The sequence below is a fragment of the Mesorhizobium sp. PUT5 genome (genome assembly GCF_052216645.1).
In the GTDB taxonomy this organism is placed as follows: Bacteria; Pseudomonadota; Alphaproteobacteria; order Rhizobiales; family Rhizobiaceae; genus Mesorhizobium.
On the sequence record NZ_JBQOSO010000003.1, the window covers coordinates 2,325,297 to 2,346,132 of the forward strand.

The 20,836-nt window shown below is 65.2% G+C and carries 19 protein-coding genes; 3 read left to right on the forward strand and 16 right to left on the reverse strand.

The features are described 5' to 3' along the window. Positions 1-5 precede the first annotated feature (5 nt). Positions 6-842, forward strand: a complete 837-nt coding sequence (mazG, locus tag ACTDI4_RS12875) for a nucleoside triphosphate pyrophosphohydrolase (protein WP_442841529.1) — start codon at positions 6-8, stop codon at positions 840-842. 75 nt (positions 843-917) lie between these two features. Here mazG and hflX read toward each other — a convergent pair whose 3' ends face one another. From hflX to dusB, 8 genes are all read right to left on the reverse strand, one after another. Further along, on the reverse strand, positions 918-2,243 hold the full coding sequence (hflX, locus tag ACTDI4_RS12880; RefSeq protein ID WP_442841530.1) for a GTPase HflX: 1,326 nt from the start codon (positions 2,241-2,243) through the stop codon (positions 918-920). 63 nt (positions 2,244-2,306) lie between these two features. Next, a complete protein-coding gene (gene hfq / locus ACTDI4_RS12885) occupies positions 2,307-2,552 on the reverse strand; it encodes an RNA chaperone Hfq (protein ID WP_018428055.1) in 246 nt (81 codons plus the stop codon). Positions 2,553-2,692: 140 nt separating this feature from the next. Continuing rightward, on the reverse strand, positions 2,693-3,556 hold the full coding sequence (locus ACTDI4_RS12890) for a D-amino-acid transaminase (RefSeq protein WP_442841531.1): 864 nt from the start codon (positions 3,554-3,556) through the stop codon (positions 2,693-2,695). A 59-nt stretch (positions 3,557-3,615) separates the two neighbouring features. Then, positions 3,616-4,977: a nitrogen assimilation response regulator NtrX gene (gene ntrX / locus ACTDI4_RS12895; RefSeq protein ID WP_442841532.1), complete on the reverse strand. Its 1,362-nt coding sequence runs from the start codon at positions 4,975-4,977 to the stop codon at positions 3,616-3,618. Further along, positions 4,967-7,237 carry an ATP-binding protein gene (locus tag ACTDI4_RS12900; RefSeq protein ID WP_442843341.1) on the reverse strand — a complete coding sequence of 757 codons (2,271 nt, stop codon included), beginning with the start codon at positions 7,235-7,237 and terminating at the stop codon, positions 4,967-4,969. Before ACTDI4_RS12900 ends, ntrX begins: the two co-directional genes overlap by 11 nt. A 131-nt stretch (positions 7,238-7,368) precedes the next feature. Continuing rightward, the gene (gene ntrC, locus ACTDI4_RS12905) at positions 7,369-8,826 is read right to left on the reverse strand and encodes a nitrogen regulation protein NR(I) (protein WP_442841533.1); all 1,458 of its coding nucleotides are present in this window, start codon (positions 8,824-8,826) and stop codon (positions 7,369-7,371) included. Further along, positions 8,823-9,935: a two-component system sensor histidine kinase NtrB gene (locus ACTDI4_RS12910; protein ID WP_442841534.1), complete on the reverse strand. Its 1,113-nt coding sequence runs from the start codon at positions 9,933-9,935 to the stop codon at positions 8,823-8,825. The genes ntrC and ACTDI4_RS12910 overlap by 4 nt, the downstream gene beginning before the upstream one ends. Beyond that, positions 9,932-10,963 carry a tRNA dihydrouridine synthase DusB gene (gene dusB, locus ACTDI4_RS12915; protein ID WP_442841535.1) on the reverse strand — a complete coding sequence of 344 codons (1,032 nt, stop codon included), beginning with the start codon at positions 10,961-10,963 and terminating at the stop codon, positions 9,932-9,934. The genes ACTDI4_RS12910 and dusB overlap by 4 nt, the downstream gene beginning before the upstream one ends. A 139-nt stretch (positions 10,964-11,102) precedes the next feature. Between dusB and ACTDI4_RS12920 the strand changes: the two genes are divergently transcribed. Continuing rightward, positions 11,103-12,332 (forward strand): bifunctional 2-C-methyl-D-erythritol 4-phosphate cytidylyltransferase/2-C-methyl-D-erythritol 2,4-cyclodiphosphate synthase, encoded by a 1,230-nt coding sequence (locus ACTDI4_RS12920; RefSeq protein WP_442841536.1) that lies wholly within the window; start codon positions 11,103-11,105, stop codon positions 12,330-12,332. Further along, the gene (locus ACTDI4_RS12925; protein ID WP_442841537.1) at positions 12,329-12,826 is read left to right on the forward strand and encodes a CinA family protein; all 498 of its coding nucleotides are present in this window, start codon (positions 12,329-12,331) and stop codon (positions 12,824-12,826) included. Before ACTDI4_RS12920 ends, ACTDI4_RS12925 begins: the two co-directional genes overlap by 4 nt. Here ACTDI4_RS12925 and ACTDI4_RS12930 read toward each other — a convergent pair. The 8 genes from ACTDI4_RS12930 to pdhA all read right to left on the reverse strand — a co-directional run bounded on the left by ACTDI4_RS12930 (position 12,823) and on the right by pdhA (position 20,685). Continuing rightward, positions 12,823-13,272: a type II toxin-antitoxin system RatA family toxin gene (locus ACTDI4_RS12930; protein WP_442841538.1), complete on the reverse strand. Its 450-nt coding sequence runs from the start codon at positions 13,270-13,272 to the stop codon at positions 12,823-12,825. The two genes, ACTDI4_RS12925 and ACTDI4_RS12930, sit on opposite strands and share 4 nt — an antisense overlap. Next, the gene (gene lipA / locus ACTDI4_RS12935) at positions 13,273-14,250 is read right to left on the reverse strand and encodes a lipoyl synthase (protein ID WP_442841539.1); all 978 of its coding nucleotides are present in this window, start codon (positions 14,248-14,250) and stop codon (positions 13,273-13,275) included. It abuts the gene before it with no gap. A gap of 136 nt (positions 14,251-14,386) precedes the next feature. After that, positions 14,387-14,644 carry a GlsB/YeaQ/YmgE family stress response membrane protein gene (locus ACTDI4_RS12940; protein ID WP_442841540.1) on the reverse strand — a complete coding sequence of 86 codons (258 nt, stop codon included), beginning with the start codon at positions 14,642-14,644 and terminating at the stop codon, positions 14,387-14,389. A 69-nt stretch (positions 14,645-14,713) separates the two neighbouring features. Continuing rightward, positions 14,714-16,159 carry a dihydrolipoyl dehydrogenase gene (gene lpdA, locus ACTDI4_RS12945; RefSeq protein ID WP_442841541.1) on the reverse strand — a complete coding sequence of 482 codons (1,446 nt, stop codon included), beginning with the start codon at positions 16,157-16,159 and terminating at the stop codon, positions 14,714-14,716. A 15-nt stretch (positions 16,160-16,174) separates the two neighbouring features. After that, on the reverse strand, positions 16,175-16,813 hold the full coding sequence (locus tag ACTDI4_RS12950) for an SGNH/GDSL hydrolase family protein (protein ID WP_442841542.1): 639 nt from the start codon (positions 16,811-16,813) through the stop codon (positions 16,175-16,177). Between the two features lie 22 nt (positions 16,814-16,835). Further along, the gene (locus ACTDI4_RS12955; protein WP_442841543.1) at positions 16,836-18,212 is read right to left on the reverse strand and encodes a pyruvate dehydrogenase complex dihydrolipoamide acetyltransferase; all 1,377 of its coding nucleotides are present in this window, start codon (positions 18,210-18,212) and stop codon (positions 16,836-16,838) included. A gap of 18 nt (positions 18,213-18,230) precedes the next feature. After that, positions 18,231-19,631, reverse strand: a complete 1,401-nt coding sequence (locus ACTDI4_RS12960; RefSeq protein WP_442841544.1) for a pyruvate dehydrogenase complex E1 component subunit beta — start codon at positions 19,629-19,631, stop codon at positions 18,231-18,233. Between the two features lie 13 nt (positions 19,632-19,644). Next, positions 19,645-20,685: a pyruvate dehydrogenase (acetyl-transferring) E1 component subunit alpha gene (gene pdhA, locus ACTDI4_RS12965; RefSeq protein ID WP_442841545.1), complete on the reverse strand. Its 1,041-nt coding sequence runs from the start codon at positions 20,683-20,685 to the stop codon at positions 19,645-19,647. Positions 20,686-20,836: the final 151 nt, after the last annotated feature.

Sequence of the window (20,836 nt, forward strand, 5' to 3'; positions counted from 1 at the left end):
TGCCGATGAAGCCGTCCCGGGACATTTCGCGGCTGCTCGAGATCATGGCGGCGTTGCGCACGCCGGGCACCGGCTGCCCCTGGGACGTCGAGCAGACCTTCTCCACCATAGTTCCCTACACGATCGAGGAAGCCTACGAGGTGGCAGACGCCGTCCAGCGCGGCGACCTCGACGATCTGCGCGAGGAACTGGGCGATCTTCTGCTCCAGGTGGTCTTCCATGCCCGGATGGCGGAGGAAGCCGACGAATTCGCCTTCGGCGACGTGGTCGAGGCCATCACCACCAAGATGATCCGACGGCATCCGCATGTGTTCGGCGACGCGGCCGCGCGCGGCGCCGGCATGGCCAAGGGCATGTGGGAAAAGATCAAGGCCGAGGAGAAGGCCGAAAAGCGCGCAGCCCGCCTGGCGCGCGGGCTCGACCCCGAAGACCACGGCAAGGGTTTTCTCGACGGTATGCCGCTCGCGCTGCCTGCTCTCACCCGTGCGCTGAAACTGCAGGAAAAGGCCGCGCGCGTCGGCTTCGACTGGAGCGAGGCAGCGCCCATCCTCGACAAGATCGAAGAGGAGATCGGCGAGTTGCGCGAGGCCCTGGCCGGCGGCGACACGGCCGCGATCAAGGACGAGTTCGGCGACATGCTGTTTGCGCTCGTCAATCTCGGCCGTCACCTGAAGCTCGATTCGGAAGCTTCCCTTACCGGCACCAACGAGAAGTTCCGCACGCGCTTCCACCATGTCGAGCGTGCCCTGGCCGATCAGGGCCGTTCGCTGGAGGAAGCTTCGCTGGAGGAGATGGAAGCGCTCTGGCAGCAGGCCAAGACGGCCGGCCGAACGGACCCGTGAGGGCGAACTGTTCCGCTGTCTGAGACAAGCACCGGTTATCCGGAAAACTGGGCGTCGCTTTCTTGCTCGGCCGCTTTATCCGCTGCTGCGCAACCTGCGCTCGATCTCCTCGCACGCGCTTTGCGTTGCCAGCAGCGTCAGCGACACGCTGCCGTCTTCATTGTCGGTGCGGGCGGTGACGTCGCCGTTGCGGTAGAGCCAGTCGAGGTGGCTGAGCTGGCGAGGGGCCAGCGTCACGCTGAGCGGGCGCAATTCACCCGACACGCGCGTCTCGATCAGCGCCAGCAACGCATCGATCCCCTCGCCCGTCGCCGCCGAGACGGCTACATGCGGCGCGGCCTCGGCGCCATCGGCCAGGAGCCGCGCGCGATGGGCCTCGTCGAGCAGGTCGATCTTGTTCCAGACCTCTATGACGCGGCGGGAATCGGTGGCATCCACGCCCAGATCGGCAAGGATTTCCTCTACATCCTCGGCCTGGGCGGCAGTGTCCGGATCGGAGATGTCGCGCAGGTGCAGCACGAGGTCGGCCTCCACCACCTCCTCCAGCGTGGCGCGGAAGGCGGCGACCAGATGAGTCGGCAGGTCGGAGATGAAGCCGACCGTATCCGACAGGATGATCGGGGTGCCGTGCGGCAGGCGCACGCGTCGCAATGTGGGATCGAGCGTGGCGAAAAGCATGTCCTGCGCCAGCACGCCCGCTCCCGTCAGGCGGTTGAACAGCGTGGACTTGCCGGCATTGGTGTAGCCGACGATCGCGACAACCGGAAACGGCACTTTCTTGCGCTTGGCGCGGTGCAGATCGCGCGTGCGCCGCACCGTCTCCAGCTCGCGCTTGAGCTTGACGATCTTGTCCTGCAGCACGCGTCGGTCGGCCTCGATCTGGGTCTCGCCGGGACCGCCGAGGAAACCGGCACCGCCGCGCTGGCGCTCCAAATGGGTCCAGCTCCGCACCAGCCGGCCCTTCTGGTAGTTGAGATGGGCAAGCTCGACCTGCAGTGCGCCTTCCTTCGTGCGCGCACGCTCGCCGAAAATCTCCAGGATCAGCCCGGTGCGGTCCAGCACCTTGACGTCCAGTTCCTTTTCGAGATTGCGCTGCTGCACCGGCGTCAGCGGATGATCGATGATGGCAAGCTCCGCGCCGCTTTCCTTCATGATCTGCGCAAGCTCGGACACTTTGCCGCTGCCCAGCAATGTGGCCGGCCGCGGCTCGGCAACGGTGACGACCGCCGAATGGACCGGGTCGAGATCGATGGCGCGTGTAAGCCCGACCGCCTCTTCGAGGCGTGCTTCCGGCGAGCGCGAAAGGCGCGGCCGGCCCGAATCATCCTCGCCGGCCTGCCCGCGCAGCAATAGCGGCACCACAACCACGGCGCGGGTAGGCCCTTCGGCCTCGGTGCTCACATCGCCCTTCCTGGCGTTGTCCCCGGGGTGTGCCCCCGGACGCGCGTTGCCGTTCCGTGCCAATTAGCCGCCTTGGCTTTCCTCGCCGTCGAACATCTGAACCGGCTGGCTCGGCATGATCGTGGAGATGGCGTGCTTGTAGACGAGCTGCGAGTGACCGTCACGCCGCAGCAGCACGCAGAAATTGTCGAATGAAGTGACCACGCCTGTCAGTTTCACGCCATTGATCAGAAAGATCGTGAGCGGATTCTTGCTCTTGCGAACCGAATTCAGGAAAAGATCCTGAAGATTTTGCGAACGCTCTGCCATTGTTCTTGTCTTTCGCCGATCCCCTTCGGTAGACACGCCAGTGCGCCAAAATACTCAGGCTATGTCAAGCTTGCTACCGACCCCGCCGTCCAGACGGCAAGGCACGTGAGAATAAATTAACTACCTTCAGACTGCGGTTATCAGGCCGGACTTTTTTCCGCAACGTCAAAAAATGCCGCCCTGAGCGAAAGTGCAATGGAGCCGGGCTGGCCATTGGCCACGGAATGCTCGTCTATCGCCACCACCGGCATGACGATCGAGGTGGCCGACGTAATGAAGGCTTCGCGTGCGGTCCGTGCCTCCTCCACGGAAAAACCGCGCTCCTCGATTGCCAGCCCGTGCTTCCTGGCGACGTCGAACACCGTGGTGCGGGTGATGCCGCGAAGGATGCCGTGCTCGGCCGGCCGCGTCACCAGCACACCATCCCTGGTCACGATCCAAGCATTGGTGGAGGCACCTTCCGTGACGTTGCCGCCGGCATCCACGAACCAGGCTTCATGCGCACCCTTCTCGCGGGCCTGCTGCTTGGCCAGTACGTTGGGCAGCAGGCCCACCGTCTTGATGTCCACGCGGTCCCAGCGATTTTCGGCAACGGTGATGACCTTGACCCCGCCCTCGGCCTTTGCCGCGGCAGCGACCGGGTCGCTCTTCTTGGCCGTCACCACCAGCGACGGCCGCGTGCCTGCCGGCGGAAAGGCGTGGTCGCGCGGGGCTACGCCGCGTGTCACCTGCAGATAGACCAGCCCGTTGGCGACCCGGTTGCGGCGGATCACTTCACGCATCACCGTTACCAGCGCAGAGCGGTGCAAGGGCCAGCCGATGGCGAGCTCGTTGAGCGAGCGGTTCAACCTGTCGAGATGGCGTGTCATGTCGACGATGAAGCCCTGCGCCACCTCGCACACCTCATAGACGCCGTCGGCGAACTGGTAGCCGCGATCCTCGATATGCACCGTGGCGTCACGGTGAGCGAGATAGCGTCCGTTTACATAGGCGATGCGCGGCATGGCAGCCCCCCAATTCCGATCTCTCTTATGCGATTCCGCACCTGGCGTAAGCGGCCCCGTCACACGCCCAGCGATTTCAGCTTGCGGTGCAGGGCCGAGCGCTCCATGCCGATGAACTCGGCCGTCTTGGAGATGTTGCCGCCGAAGCGGTTGATCTGGGCGACGAGGTAGTCCTTCTCGAACTGCTCGCGCGCCTCGCGCAACGGAAGCGCCATGATGTGCTGGTCCGACTGGTTGGGCGTGCGCGGCATAACGTCGCCAATCTCGGACGGCAACAACTCGGCCGTTATGGGTGCATCGGCATCGTCACCGCGCGCCAGAATCATCAGACGCTCGATATTGTTGCGCAACTGGCGCACATTGCCCGGCCAGTTATGCGCCTGCAGCACCGCCATGGCGTCGTCGCCGATGCGGCGCGGCCGGATGCCCGCCTGCCGGGCGATCTGCTTCATGAAGCTGTCCACCAGATAGGGAATGTCCTCGCGTCGTTCGGCCAGCCCCGGAACCGTCACCGGCACCACCGCGAGCCGATGATAGAGATCCTCGCGGAAGCGGCCTTCCGCGATCATCCCCTCCAGGTTTTGCGAGGTCGAGGAAATGATGCGCACATCCACCTTGACGCGCTTGGTGCCGCCCACGCGCTCGAACTGCTGTTCCACCAGAACACGCAGGATCTTGTTCTGCGTCTCGCGTGGCATGTCGGCAACCTCGTCGATATAGAGGATGCCGCGATGCGCCTCCTCCAGCGCGCCGACCTTGCGCTCCGTGCCGTTCGATTCGGTGCCGAACAGTTCGATTTCCATGCGCTCAGGCGTGATCGTGGCCGCGCTCAGCGTCACGAACGGGCCGCTCTTGCGCGCCGACAGCGCGTGGATGGCGCGTGCCGCCATCTCCTTGCCCGAACCCGACTGCCCGATGATCATGATGCGGCTGTTGGTCGGCGCCACGCGCTCGATCGTCTGGCGCAACTGGCTCATCGCCGACGACATGCCGATCAGGTCGAAGGTCTCGCCGCTGCGCTGCCGCAGGTCGGAGACCTCGCGGCGCAGCTTCGAGGTTTCCAGCGCCCGTTCCGCCACCAGGATCAGCCGGTCGGCCTTGAACGGCTTCTCGATGAAATCGTAGGCGCCGCGTCGGATCGCCGACACGGCGGTTTCGATGTTGCCGTGGCCGGAGATCATCACCACCGGCAGATGCGGGTGCAGGGTCTTGATCTCGTCCAGCAGCGCCAACCCGTCGAGACGCGAGCCCTGCAGCCAGATGTCCAGGAACACGAGCCTCGGCACACGGTCGGCGATCGCCGCCAGGGCGCTGTCCGCGTCGTGCGCCGTTCGGGTTTCGTGGCCTTCGTCGCTCAGGATGCCGGCGACCAGCTCGCGGATGTCTTCCTCGTCATCGACGATAAGGATGTCAGACGCCATTATCGACCTTTTCCGTTTCTTTCCGGTTCGCTTCCCCGCCCCGGCCGGACGTGGAAGGCAGTATGATGGAAACCATCGCACCGCGCCCGCCGTGGAACTCTTCGGGCGCGTCATGGAGTTCCAGCCGGCCGCCATGGTCCTCCACGATCTTCTTGACGATTGCGAGGCCGAGACCGGTGCCTTTCTCCCGCGTCGTCATGTAGGGCTCCAGCAGCCGCTGCCGGTTCTCGCGCGGCAGGCCCTTGCCGTTGTCCACGACGTCGACACGGATCGCATCGCCCTGCCGCTGCGCCTGGATGCGGATGATGCCGTGCGAACCGTCGCTGCGGTCGGCGCCTTCCATAGCCTCGGCGGCGTTCTTGACGATATTGCCGAAGGCCTGCGCCAGAAGCCGGGTGTCGAATGTGCCCGTCAGAGGCTCGTCTCCGAAAGCACGCTCGAAGGTGACCTCGGGATGGCTGACCTCGACGAGGAAGGAGGCCTCGCGCAACGGATCGCGCAGGTCGATGGCCTTCATCTCGGGCTTCGGCATCCGCGCGAAGGCGGAGAATTCGTCCACCATGCGGCCGATGTCGCCCACCTGGCGGATGATGGTTTCCGTGCACTGGTCGAAAACCTCGCGATCCTCGGTGATGACCTTGCCGTAGCGCCGCTTGATGCGCTCGGCGGAAAGCTGGATCGGGGTCAGCGGATTCTTGATCTCGTGGGCGATGCGGCGCGCCACGTCCGCCCAGGCCGACGAGCGCTGTGCCTGCACGAGATCGGTGATGTCGTCCACCGTGACGACGTAGGAATTCTCCTGCGTGTCGTCCTCGTCCTCCTCGACGGTGATCTGCACGTTGAAGGTGCGTTCCGCGCCTGCGCGGAAGAAAGTCACCTGCTCGCGATATACGGGTTTGCCGGATTCGCGGCCGATCTCGAAGACGCGCCCCACATGCGGCAGCACTTTGGACAGATTCTCTCCCACCGCTGCCGCCGTCGAGGTGACAAGCAGCGCCTCGGCCGAGGGATTGACGATGGTGATGATGCCGTCATGGTCGACGCCGATGACGCCTGCGGTCACGCCGGCGAGCACCGCCTCCGAGAAGCGGCGGCGCTCATCGATGAGATCCTTGGCGGCCAGGATCTCGTTGCGCTGGGATCGGAGTTCCAGAAGCATCTTGTTGAAGGTATCGCCAAGCGAGGCGACGTCGCCGTCTGACGCACGCACCGGCACGGAAACGTCGAGGTTGCCGGTCGCCACCTCGGCAGCCGCGCCGATCAGTTGTCGGATCGGGCGCACCAGCCGGTCCGCCACGGCGATTCCGGTCCAGATGGCCGACAGGATGATGATGAGCGTGAGCGACAGGTAAGGCAGCGCAAAAGCGATCTGCGAGGGGCGCCTGTTGGCTTCCAGCCCGCGATACTCGTCCGTGTTGGCGCGCACGATCTGGCGAGCCTTGATGACTTCGGGGTCGACGAGCTTGATCGTGTACAGGAAGAGCCCGTCGAGTTCCTTGAGCTTGATGATGGCGCCCATGATGTTGCGGGTCTCGGGCGCGATCAGCAGCGGCTGGCCGTTTTCCGCCTCCTGCACCGACCCCTCCGGCGGCTCCGGCATGGCGAAATCGGCGCTGGTCCTGGCACTCATCACGAAGGAGCCGTCCGGCTTCACCAGCGCGGCATGAGCGAGGCCGCGCCCCACGGCCTCCTTGGTCAGCAGGTCGAGAAAGCCGGTGCGGTCGAGGCCGTAGAGGGTGCGGGCGTTGTCGAGGTCATAGGCCATCGACAGGGTGGTGCCCTGGAGGTTGCGCGCGTTCTCCTGCACGTAGGCGTCGGCGATCGACAGCGAGGAATTGATGATGGTCTTGGTCCGGATCTCGAACCAGCGGTCGAGGCCGACGTTCAGCGTGACGGAAGCCACGATCGCCACCATGATGGCGGGGATGGCCGCCACCAGCGCGAACATGGCCACGATACGCACATGCAGGCGCGAGGCCGCCCGCCCGACGCGGCGCGCGGTCAGGATGCGATGCACCTCGCGGCCGATCAGGATGGTCAGGAACAGGATGAAGACCGCATTGAGCGCGATCAGGATCAACGTGATCGTACGATCGGGCGCGATCGGGGTGGCGCCGATCAGGATGGCGAAGGAGATGGCGGCGGTCAGCAGCGCGCCCACGATGGCTATGATGCCGGGCAACGCCATCAGCCGCCGGCCTTCCTGTATGCCGGATCTGCGGAAGAGCGGTATTTTCAGCGTCGGTACCTGTATCGCCATTTCGCCGGTGTGTGTCATGGTCGAGTCACATCTATGCAACGCATTGTGGCGATTATGCAACAAGCCGGCCAGGGACCAAAATCTTTCCAGTCCGGTTTTCAACCGCTCGAATCGGTTGCAGACGGATGCCGCTACGGCCTGGACGCCTTGTAGACGTTGACGCCGAGATCGCGGATCTTCTTGCGCAACGTGTTGCGGTTGAGCCCCAGCAGCTCGGCGGCGCGGATCTGGTTACCGCGGGTGGCGGCCAACGCGGCGAGCACGAGCGGATACTCCACTTCGGCCAGGATGCGGTCATAGAGGCCGGCCGGCGGCAGGTCTGCGCCGAACGAGGCGAAATAGCCTTGCAGGTAGCGCTCCACCGCCTGCCCGATCGGCAGATTATCGGGCACCGGCATGCCCGGTTCCAGCGTTACGGGTTCCTCGCCCGCCTTCAGTTCCGCCTCGACGATCTCGGCCAAAATCTCGTCCTGCGGATAGAGCGCGGCCAGCCGGCGCACGAGATTTTCCAGCTCGCGCACATTTCCCGGCCATGCGTAGCGCTTCATCAGTTCGATGCCGGCGGCCGAGATCCGCTTCGCCTGAAGGCCTTCGCGGACGCCCTGCTTGAAAAAATGGCGCACGAGGTCGGGAATGTCTTCCGCACGCTCGCGCAGGTTCGGCAGGCGCAGCGGCACGACGTTGAGCCGGTAGAACAGGTCTTCGCGGAACAGGCCCTGATTGATGAGCACGCGCAAGTCCTTGTTGGTGGCCGCCACGATGCGCACGTCGGTCTTGATTGGGGTACGGCCGCCTACGGTGGTATACTCGCCCTGCTGGAGCACGCGCAGCAGCCGCGTCTGTGCCTCCATCGGCATGTCGCCGATCTCGTCCAGGAACAGCGTGCCGCCCTCGGCCTGCTCGAAGCGGCCGGTGGAGCGGTTCTGCGCGCCGGTGAAGGCGCCCTTTTCGTGGCCGAACAGTTCCGATTCGATCAGGTCGCGCGGGATGGCCGCCATGTTGATCGCCACGAAGGGGCCGTTGCGCCGGCGGCCATATTCATGCAGCGCGCGTGCGACCAATTCCTTGCCGGTGCCCGATTCACCGCTGATCATCACGGTAAGGTCGGTCTGCATCATGCGCGCCAGCACGCGGTAGATGTCCTGCATGGCGGCGGAACGGCCGACGAGCGGCATGCTTTCGGGCTGGTCCTCGGGCCGCGCCTCGACCTTGGGGCGCCGTGGCTCGGCAAGCGCACGGCCGACAATGTTGAGCAGTTCGGTCAGGTCGAACGGCTTGGGCAGATATTCGTAGGCGCCGGCCTCGGAGGCGCGGATCGCCGTCATGAAGGTGTTCTGCGCGCTCATCACCACGACGGGCAGCTCGGGCCGTGCCTTTTTGATGCGCGGCAGCATGTCGAAGGCGTTTTCGTCCGGCATCATCACGTCGGTGACCACCAGGTCGCCTTCGCCCGCAGCCACCCAGCGCCATAACGTCGCCGCGTTGGAGGTGACGCGCACCTCATGTCCGGCGCGCGACAGCGCCTGGTTGAGCACGGTGCGGATCGCGGCGTCGTCGTCGGCGACGAGTATGGTGCCGCTCGCGCTCACGCCCGTTCCTCCTTCCAGGCCGGCATCAACACGCGGAAGGTGGTGCCGCGCGGGCTGGATTCACATTCGACCACGCCGCCATGCTCGCCCACGATCTTGGCCACCAGCGCCAATCCCAGGCCCGAGCCGTTGGCCTTCGTGGTGATGAAGGGGTCGAACAGGATCGGCTGGATGTCTTCCGACACGCCCGGACCGTTGTCGTGCACGCAGAACTCCAGCGGCAGGGATACGCGATCGGGCGAACCCGGTGCCGAAACACGGATGCCCGGCCGGAAGGCCGTGGACAGCCCGATCTCGCCCAGCGGATCGCTGCCTACGGCCTCTGCCGCGTTCTTAACCAGGTTGAGGAAGACCTGGATGAGCTGATCGCGGTTGCCATAGACCGGAGGCAATGAAGGATCATAGTCCTCCACGATCTTGATTCTGCCGGCAAAGCCGTTCTTGGCGATCGCCTTCACATGATCGAGCACCACGTGGATATTGACCGGGTAGCGCTCGATCGGCCGCTCGTCGGAAAACACCTCCATGCGATCCACCAGCGCCACGATCCGGTCGGTTTCGTCGGTGATGAGGCGCGTCAGCGCGCGATCCTCGTCGGAAGCGGAAAGCTCCAGAAGCTGTGCCGCGCCGCGGATACCCGACAACGGGTTCTTGATCTCGTGCGCCAGCATGGCGGCAAGGCCCGTCACCGAGCGCGCGGCGCCGCGATGCGTCATCTGGCGGTCGATCTTGTCGGCCATGGATCGTTCCTGAAACATCACCACCACGGAGCCCGGATATTCCGGCACCGGCGCGGCATAGAGATCGACGATCCTGTCGATGCCCAGTCGCGGCGAGGAGATGTCGACGCGGTATTCGTTGACCGGCGCCAGCCTTTCGCGCACCTGCTCGACCAGCGTCAGCAACGGGCTGCCGAAGGGAATGAACCTGTCCAGCGTGCTGCGCGCCAGCAGGGCCGCGCCGGAGCGGAAGAAATCCTCCGCATCGGCGTTGGCATAGGTGATGACGTTGTCCGGCCCCAGCATGACCACCGGCCGGCGGATGGTATTGAGCACGATCTGGGCGGCGTTTGCCCTGTCGGCAGGCGGAGGAGACGCAGCCAGGCTCATGCCGCGCTCCGCAAAGCCCCGGCGCCGTTCGTCGCCGACAGGAACGCATCGCGCAGCAGCGCGACCACTTCCTTCGGCTCGCGCGAGGTCAGGATTCGCTTGCGTAAATCATCCGGAACCGCCGCCGTGCATCGGCCCAGATACCAGCCCAGGTGCTTGCGCGCCTGTCGCAACCCGCTTTCGGTGCCGTAGAGGGCGAGCATGTCCTCGTAATGGGCCTCGACATAGTCGGCCATCGCCGCCGGGCTTTCCGGCACGCCGGCGGCAACAGCGCCTGCGGCTTCCGCCGCGATGTGGGCGGCCATCCACGGAGCGCCGTAATGCGCGCGCCCGACCATCACCGCATCCGCGCCTGACTGCTCCAGGATCGTCGCCGCGTCGGCCGCGGTGCCGACATCGCCATTGGCCACCACGGGGATGGAAACGGCGTCCCTGACGCGGCGAATCGCGCGCCAGTCGGCCTTGCCGTTGTAGAACTGGCAGCGCGTGCGGCCATGCACCGTCACCATCCGCACGCCGGCCTGCTCGGCCCGGCGGGCCAGCACAGGCGCATTCAGCGCCTCCTCGTCCCATCCCAGCCGCATCTTGACGGTGACCGGCACGGAAACCGCACCGACAACGGCCTCGATCAGCGAAAGCGCGTGGTCGAGATCGCGCATCAGCGCCGAGCCGGCATAGCCACCGGTTACCTTCTTGGCGGGGCAGCCCATGTTGATGTCGATGATGTCGGCGCCCTCGCCCGCCGCAATGCGGGCTGCCTCGGCCATATGGCCAGCTTCACGCCCGGCAAGCTGGACCATGTGCACCGGCAGGCCGGAATGGCGGATACGCAGGTCGAAGCCGGCGCGGCCGCGGGCAAGCTCGCCGCTCGCCACCATCTCCGACACGACCAGTCCGGCGCCATGCGCATGGGCGCGCTGGCGGAAAGGCGCGTCGGTGATGCCCGACATCGGCGCCAGGAATACGCGGTTGCGAATTTCGACGCCGCCGATCAGGAGCGGTCGGGCAAGCGCGGCCAGATCAATCATGCACAAAAACCAAGCAAGCTTTCTCGATGCACATTCTGTAGCCATGCAGGCGGCTTTGTGCAACGCGATATGAGCGCACTTTGCGGCGTATTTGGGAAAAGGCTGGCCTTCCGCATCGCGCCCGACTAAGCCTCTGCCCATGGCAGAGCAGAGCGGAAATCAGCATGGGCAAGCCGACCGCGACATCGCGGTTGTCATCGTGGCGGCCGGCCGCGGCGAACGCGCAGGCCGGGGCGACGGGCCCAAGCAATATCGGCAAATCGGCGGCCGCTCCATCCTGTCGCGCACGCTGGAACCTTTCCTGGCCCACCCGCGCATCGCGAATGTCGTGGTCGCCATCCATGCCGACGATGCGGCCCTGTTCCGGCAGGCGGCAGGCGCAGACACATCGCGCGTGGTAGCCGTCACCGGCGGGCCGACGCGCCAGGCTTCCGTGCGGCTCGGGCTGCTGGCCCTGCAAGATAGCCGCCCGGCCAGCGTGCTGATCCACGACGCGGTGCGACCCTTCGTCGATGCGGCCCTGATCGACCGTGTGATTGACGCCATCGACGAGCGCAGCGGGGCGCTGGCCGCCCTGCCCGTTACCGACACGCTCAAGCGGGAGGGCGCAGACAGAACGATCGACGCCACGGTACCGCGCGCCGGCCTGCATGCCGCGCAGACGCCGCAAGGCTTTCCGTTCGGCCCGATCCTCGACGCGCATGAACAGGCGCATCGTGCCGGACGCGACGACTTCACCGACGACGCGGCGATCGCCGAATGGGCGCGGATCCCCGTCCGGCTGGTGCCGGGCTCGCCCGACAACGTCAAGCTCACCTGGGCGAGAGACATTTCAATGGCAAACCAAATGCTTAGCTTGGAACGTTCGAGCTTTCCGGATATCCGCACCGGCAATGGCTACGACGTGCATTCGTTCGAGGCCGGCGACCATGTCATGCTGTGCGGCGTTGCTATCCCTCACGACAGGAAGCTGTCCGGCCATTCGGATGCCGATGTCGGGCTGCATGCTCTGACCGACGCGCTGCTGGCTACCTGTGGCGCCGGCGACATCGGCACGCATTTCCCGCCCTCCGATCCGCAATGGAAAGGCGCCGCATCGCACATCTTCCTGGAGCATGCGGCCGGACTGGTGCGCGCGCGCGGCGGACGCATCGCCAACGCCGACGTCACGCTGATTTGCGAGGCCCCGAAAATCGGCCCGCACCGCGAGGCGATGACCGCGGCGCTGGCGGCGATGCTCGGCATTTCACTCGAACGGGTTTCGGTCAAGGCGACCACGAATGAAAAGCTCGGCTTTCTCGGCCGCGGCGAAGGCATCGCGGCCATCGCGACCGCAAGCGTCATCTATCCCGGAGAGGTACCGGCATGAGCGAAGAACCGAAGGACGGCGATCTCGCCAACCGTTTCCTGCAAGCCTGCACGCGCCACAAAATCCTTGCCGCGACGGCGGAAAGCTGCACCGGCGGCCTCATCATCGCCGCGATGACGGACATTGCCGGCTCCTCCTCCGTGGTGGACCGTGGGTTCATCACCTATTCCAACGAAGCCAAGATGGAGATGCTGGGCGTCACGGCGGCAACGCTCGATGCCTTCGGCGCCGTTTCGGCCCAGACGGCGCAGGAAATGGCCGAAGGGGCGCTGGCGCGCTCGCATGCCGGGATCGCACTTGCCGTAACAGGCATCGCCGGCCCGGATGGCGGCAGCGCCGAAAAGCCGGTCGGACTTGTCTGGTTCGGCCTGGCGATGAAGGGCAGCCGCACGGTTGTCGAGAGCCGCGTCTTCGATAATCGCGGCCGCGACTTCATCCGCCGCGAAACGGTCGGACACGCGCTCGCCATGGGCCTTGAAGCGCTCGGCGCCTAGGCCCTGCCGTAGACGGCGTCGGCGCGCTTCTCGAACGCCTCGGAAAACATGCGGAAAGCGCGGTCGAACATGGATCCCATCATCACGCCGAGGATGCGGCTCTTGAATTCGTAGTCGATGAAGAAACGCACGAAGCAGCCGTCGCTGGCCGGCTCGAAGGCCCACTCGTTGGTGAGATATTTGAACGGGCCGTCTATATATTTGACGTCGATGACTTTCTCGTCCGGCTTCAGCAGCACTTGCGTGGTGAAGGTTTCGCGGATCGCCTTGTAGCCCACGGTCATGTCGGCAATGAGCAGCGTGCGTCCGTCGCGCTCCCTGCGCGAACGTACCGCAAGCGCCTCGCACAGGGGCAGGAACTGCGGATAGTTCTCGATGTCCGCCACCAGCGCGAACATCTCGTCCGGTGTGTGCGCCACACGGCGCGTTGCTTCGAATTTCGGCATTCAGGCGGTCGCTGCGGCCGATTTCTCGAGTTGTGTCGCGCGCGCGGCGCGCAGGCGCGCGAAATCTTCGCCTGCATGATGCGAGGAGCGGGTCAGCGGGCTCGACGCCATCAGCAGGAAACCTTTCGTCCGGCCGATCGTCTCGAACGACTTGAATTCCTCGGGCGTGACGAAACGCACCACCGGATGATGCTTCTTCGACGGCTGCAGGTACTGGCCGATGGTCATGAAGTCGACATTGGCCGAGCGCAGGTCGTCCATCAGTTGCAGCACCTCGTTGCGCTCCTCGCCCAGCCCCACCATGATGCCGGACTTGGTGAAGATCGAGGGGTCCAGTTCCTTCACGCGCTGCAGCAGGCGGATCGAATGGAAGTAGCGCGCGCCCGGCCGCACCGTCAGGTAATTGGACGGCACCGTCTCCAGATTGTGGTTGAACACGTCGGGCTTGGCCGCCACCACGATCTCCAGCGCGCCGTCCTTGCGCAGGAAATCCGGCGTCAGGATCTCGATGGTCGTGGCCGGCGTGGTGCGCCGGATGGCGTGGATGACATCGGCGAAATGCTGCGCGCCGCCGTCGGCCAGGTCGTCGCGGTCGACCGAGGTGATGACGACATGGGTGAGCCCCATGGTCTTCACCGCATGGGCGACGCGCTCCGGCTCGCCCGCGTCGAGCGGCAGCGGAATGCCGGTCGCCACGTTGCAGAAGGCGCAGGCGCGGGTGCAGATCTCGCCCATGATCATGAAGGTGGCGTGCTTCTTGTCCCAGCACTCGCCGATATTAGGGCAGCCGGCCTCCTCGCACACCGTCACCAGCCTGTTCGACTTCACGATCTCGCGCGTCTCGGCATAGCCCTTCGACACCGGCGCCCGGACACGAATCCAGTCCGGCTTGCGCAGCACCTCCTGGTCGGGCCGGTGCGCCTTCTCAGGATGGCGCGGCCGCGGCGGGTTGGCGACAGTGTCGAGAACGGTGACCATCTACATGCCTTCCGATCTGCGTGCCCCGGTGGCACCGCAACTGATGCGCGTCATCTAAGCCTTTTCGACGCAAAGAAAAAGGCCGTGGCGCCGCAAGCGGTCACGACCTTTCCGAAACCAGGGTGTCGCGGTGCTGCTACCGGCGCACCAGACGCCCGACGAAGATCAATATGCAGGCGCCGATGAAGCCGGTGATCAGATAGGCGACCCAGCCGACGCCAAACCCCTGAATATTCAACGCTTGCAGGATGGCGTTCAACACCACCGCGCCGACGATGCCCAGAATGATGTTCATGAAGATACCGGTATTGGTCTTCATGACCATTTCGGCCAGCCATCCGGCCAGCCCGCCCACGATGATGGCCGCGATCCAGCCCACGCCGTTCATGTGCATATGCCCTCTCCTCTTGTGCCGGGTGAAAATGCATCATGAAACGCTCGTCGCCGCAGCTCGGTTCCATCCTCAGGCGTTAAGCGCCCTGCCATAGGCGTCGAGCACGCTTTCCTTCATCATTTCGGAGAGCGTCGGGTGCGGGAACACGGTGTGCATCAACTCTTCCTCGGTGGTCTCCAGGTTCATCGCCACGACGAAGCCCTGGATCAGTTCGGTCACCTCCGCGCCCACCATATGCGCACCGAGAAGCTGGCCGGTCTTCTTGTCGAAGATGGTCTTGATGAAGCCCTGGTCCTCGCCCAGCGCGATGGCCTTGCCGTTGGCGCCGAACTGGAACCGCCCGACGCGGATGTCGTAGCCGGCTTCCTTCGCCTTCGCCTCGGTCAGACCGACTGATGCGACTTGCGGGCTGCAATAGGTGCAGCCGGGAATCTTCGACTTGTCGAGCGCATGGACACCGGGAAATTTGGCGATCTTCTCGATGCAGATGACGCCCTCATGCTCGGCCTTGTGGGCCAGCATCGGCGGGCCCGCCACGTCGCCGATGGCATAGATGCCCGGCACGTTGGTGCGGCCGTAGCCGTCCACCGCGATGCAGCCGCGATCGGTCTTCACGCCCAGAGCCTCGAGGCCGAGATTCTCGATGTTGCCCTGCACGCCGACCGCCGAGATCATGCGCTCGGCCGTGATCTTCTCGACTGTGCCGTCCTTCTTCTGCACATGGGCGGTGACGGAATTGGCACCTTTCTCGACCTTGGTGACCTTGGCCTCGAGCAGGAACTTCATGCCCTGCTTCTCGAACTGCTTCTGCGCGAATTTGGAGACTTCCGCGTCCTCCACCGGCATGATCTGCGGCAGAACCTCCACCACGGTCACCTCGGCGCCCATGGTGCGGTAGAAATGGGCGAACTCGATGCCGATGGCGCCGGAGCCCACGACCACGAGCGACTTCGGCATCTCCGGCGGCACCATCGCTTCGAAATAGGTCCAGACCAGCTTGCCGTCCGGCTCCAGGCCGGGAAGCACGCGCGGCCGCGCGCCGGTGGCGACGATGACATGCTTTGCGGTGTAGGTGCCCTCCCCCTTGGTGCCCTTGGGCACCGGCGGCTGCGGCTCCATCGGCTTCTTGGCCGTCTTGCTCACCACCACCTCGCCGGCCTTGCCGAGCTTCGCCTCGCCCCAGATGACGTCGACCTTGTTCTTCTTCATCAGGAAGCCGACGCCGCCGTTGAGCCGCAGCGACACCTTGCGCGAACGGTCGACCACGGCGGCCATGTCGGCCGACACGGTACCGTCGATCTTCAGCCCGTAGGCGCCGGGATGGTCCGCATAGTGCTTGATCTCGGCCGAGCGCAGCAGCGCTTTCGTGGGGATACAGCCCCAGTTCAGGCAGATGCCGCCCAGATGCTCGCGCTCCACGATCGCGGTCTTGAAGCCGAGCTGGGCCGAGCGCACCGCCGTGACATAGCCGCCCGGGCCGGAGCCGATGATGATGACGTCGTAGTTCTCAGCCACGTGCATGTCCCCAGTTCAAAGTTCCAGCATCCGCCGCACCAGCGGGGCCAGCGCCGCGCCGATCCTGCGGGTGTTTTGCGCGTCGAGATGGACGCCGTCGAGCGGCGAGGTCTCGGCCACGGTGCCGGCGTCGAAGAAGCCGCAGCCGGTCTCCTGCGCCAGAGCCTCATAGAGCGGCGCGAGATGCCGCGAGGTCTTGTCGCCGCCGGAAAACATCTCGCCAAACTCGAAACTGTCGGTCGGGCAGAGCGGCGGCGGCGCAACGAGAAGGATCTTCGGTGCAGGCTCGCCGAGCGGGTAGTCATGGCCCCGCACGATGTCGACCAGCCGTTCCATGCCCTGCCTGGCCGCAATCGCGTTGCCGTGGATCCAGGGCTTCATGTCATTGGCCCCCAGCATGATGACCACGAGGTCCAGCGGGGCATGGCTGGTGAGCGCCGTCGGCAGGATACGCGCGCCGTTGCGGTCGGCGCCGGCCAGATGATCGTCGAAGGCCGTCGTGCGGCCGTTCAACCCCTCGGCGACGACATGCACGCCGACGCCAAGCTCTGCCTGCAGCACGCTCGGCCACCGGTCCTGCAGCGCATGCCGGCCCGGCCCTTCGGGGTCGTAGCCCCAGGTCAGGGAGTCGCCATAGCAAAGGACGCTCTTCATCGAAGCCTCCGTCCCGCGCCGTCTAGACGAGCATGGCGAGCGGATTTTCGATGATGCGCTTGAAGGCGCCGAGCAGTTCCGCCCCCAGTGCGCCGTCCACCGCACGGTGGTCGGTCAACAGCGTGACCGACATGACGGTGGCGATCCTGATCTCGCCGCCCTTCACCACCGCACGCTCCTCGCCCGCCCCCACCGCCAGGATCGTCGCATGCGGCGGGTTGATCACCGCGGCGAAGTCCTTGATGCCGAACATGCCGAGATTGGACACCGCCGTGGTGCCCCCCTGGTACTCTTCCGGCTTCAGCTTGCGTTCGCGCGCGCGCCTGGCCATGTCCTTCATCTCGTTGGAGATGGTGGACAGGCTCTTTTCATCGGCCTTGCGCACGATGGGGGTGATCAGACCGCCCGGGATCGAGACGGCCACGCCGACATCGGCGTGCTTGTGCTGCACCATGGCGCTTTCGGTCCACGACACGTTCGCCGTGGGCACCTCGCGCAGGGCGAGCGCCATCGCCTTGATGATCAGGTCGTTGACGGAAAGCTTGTAGGCCGGCACCTCGCCCTTTTCGGTCTTGCGCACGGGTGCCGCGTCGTTCAACTGCTTGCGCAGCGCAAGCAGCGCATCCAGTTCGCAATCGAGCGTCAGGTAGAAATGCGGGATCGTCGTCTTGGCTTCCACGAGGCGGCGCGCGATGGTCTTGCGCATATTGTCGTGCGGAACGAGATCGTAGGACCCTTCCTCGAACAGCTTGAGCACCGCCTCGTCCGACATCGGCTTCGGCGCGACCGCAGGCGCGTCCGGAGCCGCCTTGGCTTGTGGCGCTTGGGCGGCGGCACCGCCGGCGACGGCTGCTTCGACGTCGGCCCTCACCACGCGCCCATGCGGACCGGAGCCCTTGATGGCCGACACGTCCACGCCCGTTTCCTTGGCGATGCGGCGCGCCAAGGGCGAAGCGAAGACGCGCTCGGTGCCCAACGCCGGGGCCGCGGCACCGTTTGCAGCCGTAACCTGGGTATGCGCAGAAGGTGCGGCCGGTTTCGTGCTGGCCGCGTCCTGCTTTGCAGGCGTCGCCTTCGAAGTATCCGCCACCGGCTTCGCCTCCGCCTTGGGCGGCGCGGCCTCGCCGCCGGACTTCGCGGCGGCCGCCGCATCCTCACCCTCGCCGGCAAGTACGGCGATCAGGGCATTGACCTTCACGCCCTCGGTGCCTGCCGGCACGACGAGCTTGGCCACGGTGCCTTCGTCGACCGCCTCGACCTCCATCGTGGCCTTGTCGGTCTCGATCTCGGCGATGACGTCTCCCGGCGAAACCTTGTCGCCTTCCTTGACCAGCCACTTGGCGAGGTTGCCCTCCTCCATGGTGGGCGAAAGCGCAGGCATGGTGATGTTGATGGGCATTTCGTCCTCCCGCCTGGCTCAGCGATACGTCACGGCTTTGACGGCCTCGACCACCTCGGCCACATTGGGCAGGGCGAGCTTTTCGAGATTGGCCGCGTAGGGCATCGGCACGTCCTTGCCGGTGATGGTGACGACCGGCGCGTCGAGATAGTCGAAGGCCTGGCGCGAGACCTGGTTGGCGATGAAATCGCCGACGCAGGACTGTGGGAAGCCTTCCTCGACCGTGACCAGCCGGTTGGTCTTCCGCACCGAGGCAATGACGGTGTCGAGGTCCATCGGGCGGATTGTCCGCAGGTCGATGATCTCGGCGTCGATACCCAACTCGGCCAGTTCCGCCTCGGCCTTGACGGCGTAGGTCATGCCGATGCCCCAGGAGACGATCGTCACATCCCTGCCGGCCTTGTGGATGCGCGCCTTGCCGATGGGCAGCACGAAATCGTCCAGCTTCGGCACGTCGAAGGAATGGCCGTAGAGAATCTCGTTTTCGAGAAAGATGACCGGGTTCGGATCACGGATCGCCGCCTTCAGCAGACCCTTGGCGTCCGCTGCCGTGTAGGGCTGCACCACCTTGAGGCCCGGAATGTGGCCGTACCAGGCGGCATAGTCCTGGCTGTGCTGGGCAGCCACCCGCGCGGCAGCGCCGTTCGGACCACGAAAGACGATCGGCGCGCCCATCTGGCCGCCCGACATGTAGAGCGTCTTGGCGGCCGAGTTGACGATCTGGTCGATCGCCTGCATGGCGAAGTTGAAGGTCATGAACTCCACGATCGGCTTCAGGCCGGCAAAGGCCGCACCGACGCCGACGCCGGCGAAACCATGCTCGGTGATCGGAGTATCGACGACACGGCGCGACCCGAACTCCTGCAGCAAGCCTTGGGTGATCTTGTAGGCGCCCTGGTATTCGGCAACCTCCTCGCCCATGACGAACACGTCCGCGTCGCGCCGCATTTCCTCGGCCATGGCGTCGCGCAGCGCCTCGCGAACGGTCATGGAAACCATTTCGGTTCCGGCCGGAATGTCGGGATCGGCTGCGGCTTCGGCCTTGGGCTGCGCGGCCACCGGCGACGGGGCGGCCTCCTGCGGCGCCGGCTGCGCGGGCGCCTCGACTGGAGCGACAGCCGGAGCCTCGGCCTTGGCCGGGGCAGCGACCGACTTGCCGATGTCCGCAGCGCTTTCACCATCCGCCAGAAGCACGGCGATCGGCGTGTTGACCTTCACGCCCTCGGTGCCCTCGGCAATGAGGATCTTGCCCAGCGTGCCTTCGTCGACGGCCTCGACCTCCATGGTCGCCTTGTCGGTCTCGATCTCGGCGATGACGTCGCCGGGAGCGACCTTGTCGCCCTCCCTCTTCACCCACTTGGAAAGATTGCCCTCTTCCATCGTCGGCGACAGGGCGGGCATCAGAATCTCGATCGGCATGTCCTGCCCTCCCTCAGATCAGGATATCGGTCCAGAGCTCGGAGACATCCGGCTCGGGATCGTTCTGCGCGAATTCGGCCGAATCGGCGACGACGTCGCGGACCTGCTTGTCGATCTCCTTCAACTCGTCCTCGTCGGCCCATTTCTTCGAAATCAGGCGCAGCTTGACCTGCTCGATCGGGTCATGCTCGGAGCGCATCTTCTGCACCTCTTCCTTGGTGCGGTATTTTGCCGGATCGGACATGGAGTGGCCGCGATAGCGATAGGTCTGCATCTCCAGGATGATCGGTCCCTTGCCGGAGCGGCACCACTCGGTGGCGAGATCGCCGGCCGACTTCACCGCCCGCACGTCCATGCCGTCGATCTGGATGCCCGGAATCTTGAAGGACGCGCCGCGCTGCGAAAAATCCGTCTCCGCAGAAGAGCGGGTCACCGACGTGCCCATCGCATAGCGGTTGTTCTCGATGACGTAGATCACCGGCAGCTTCCAGAGCGCGGCCATGTTGAAGCTTTCGTAGACCTGCCCCTGGTTGGCGGCGCCGTCGCCGAAATAGGTCACCGACACATGATCGTTGCCGCGATAGCTGTTGGCGAAGGCCAGCCCCGTGCCAAGCGGCACCTGCGCGCCGACGATGCCGTGACCGCCGTAGAAATTCTTCTCCTTGGAGAACATGTGCATGGAGCCGCCCTTGCCCTTGGAGTAGCCTCCGCGGCGCCCCGTCAACTCGGCCATCACCCCGCGCGGCGACATATCCATGGCCAGCATGTGGCCATGGTCGCGATAGGCGGTGATCATCTGATCGCCCTCCTTCATGGCCATGCGCATGCCGGTAACGACGGCCTCCTGGCCGATATAGAGGTGGCAGAAACCGCCGACGAAGCCCATGCCGTAGAGCTGGCCGGCCTTCTCCTCGAAGCGCCGGATCAGAAGCATGTGCCGGTAGGCGTCAAGCTCCTGCTCCTTGGTGAATTCAGCCGGTTTGGGGGTCGATGGCGCCGACGCCTTGCTGTCGGCTCTGGATTTGGCAGGCGCTTTCCTCGCGGCGTTTGCCATGCGTCACTCCCTATAGACGTCTCTTTAAGGACATTGGGAGAGGGAACCCTCTCCACAGAATGAGCAAGGCTAGCATGCAAAACAGCCTTGCGCCATGCGGAAAAACGCATGGCTGGCATGCATGCAAACTGTTAAAATCATTAGGGATTAT

Bases quoted from the DNA above. Each gene is read 5' to 3' on its own strand.
- ACTDI4_RS12930 (WP_442841538.1), bottom strand. From the start codon at position 13,272: ATGCCGAAATTCGAAGCAACGCGCCGTGTGGCGCACACACCGGACGAG.
- ACTDI4_RS12950 (WP_442841542.1), bottom strand. From the start codon at position 16,813: ATGAAGAGCGTCCTTTGCTATGGCGACTCCCTGACCTGGGGCTACGAC.
- ACTDI4_RS12890 (WP_442841531.1), bottom strand. From the start codon at position 3,556: ATGCCGCGCATCGCCTATGTAAACGGACGCTATCTCGCTCACCGTGAC.
- dusB (WP_442841535.1), bottom strand. From the start codon at position 10,963: ATGATTGATCTGGCCGCGCTTGCCCGACCGCTCCTGATCGGCGGCGTC.
- hfq (WP_018428055.1), bottom strand. From the start codon at position 2,552: ATGGCAGAGCGTTCGCAAAATCTTCAGGATCTTTTCCTGAATTCGGTT.
- ACTDI4_RS12925 (WP_442841537.1), top strand. From the start codon at position 12,329: ATGAGCGAAGAACCGAAGGACGGCGATCTCGCCAACCGTTTCCTGCAA.
- ACTDI4_RS12940 (WP_442841540.1), bottom strand. From the start codon at position 14,644: ATGCACATGAACGGCGTGGGCTGGATCGCGGCCATCATCGTGGGCGGG.
- lipA (WP_442841539.1), bottom strand. From the start codon at position 14,250: ATGGTCACCGTTCTCGACACTGTCGCCAACCCGCCGCGGCCGCGCCAT.
- pdhA (WP_442841545.1), bottom strand. From the start codon at position 20,685: ATGGCAAACGCCGCGAGGAAAGCGCCTGCCAAATCCAGAGCCGACAGC.
- mazG (WP_442841529.1), top strand. From the start codon at position 6: ATGAAGCCGTCCCGGGACATTTCGCGGCTGCTCGAGATCATGGCGGCG.
- ACTDI4_RS12910 (WP_442841534.1), bottom strand. From the start codon at position 9,935: ATGAGCCTGGCTGCGTCTCCTCCGCCTGCCGACAGGGCAAACGCCGCC.
- ACTDI4_RS12900 (WP_442843341.1), bottom strand. From the start codon at position 7,237: ATGGCGATACAGGTACCGACGCTGAAAATACCGCTCTTCCGCAGATCC.
- ntrX (WP_442841532.1), bottom strand. From the start codon at position 4,977: ATGGCGTCTGACATCCTTATCGTCGATGACGAGGAAGACATCCGCGAG.
- ACTDI4_RS12960 (WP_442841544.1), bottom strand. From the start codon at position 19,631: ATGCCGATCGAGATTCTGATGCCCGCCCTGTCGCCGACGATGGAAGAG.
- ACTDI4_RS12955 (WP_442841543.1), bottom strand. From the start codon at position 18,212: ATGCCCATCAACATCACCATGCCTGCGCTTTCGCCCACCATGGAGGAG.
- ACTDI4_RS12920 (WP_442841536.1), top strand. From the start codon at position 11,103: ATGGCAGAGCAGAGCGGAAATCAGCATGGGCAAGCCGACCGCGACATC.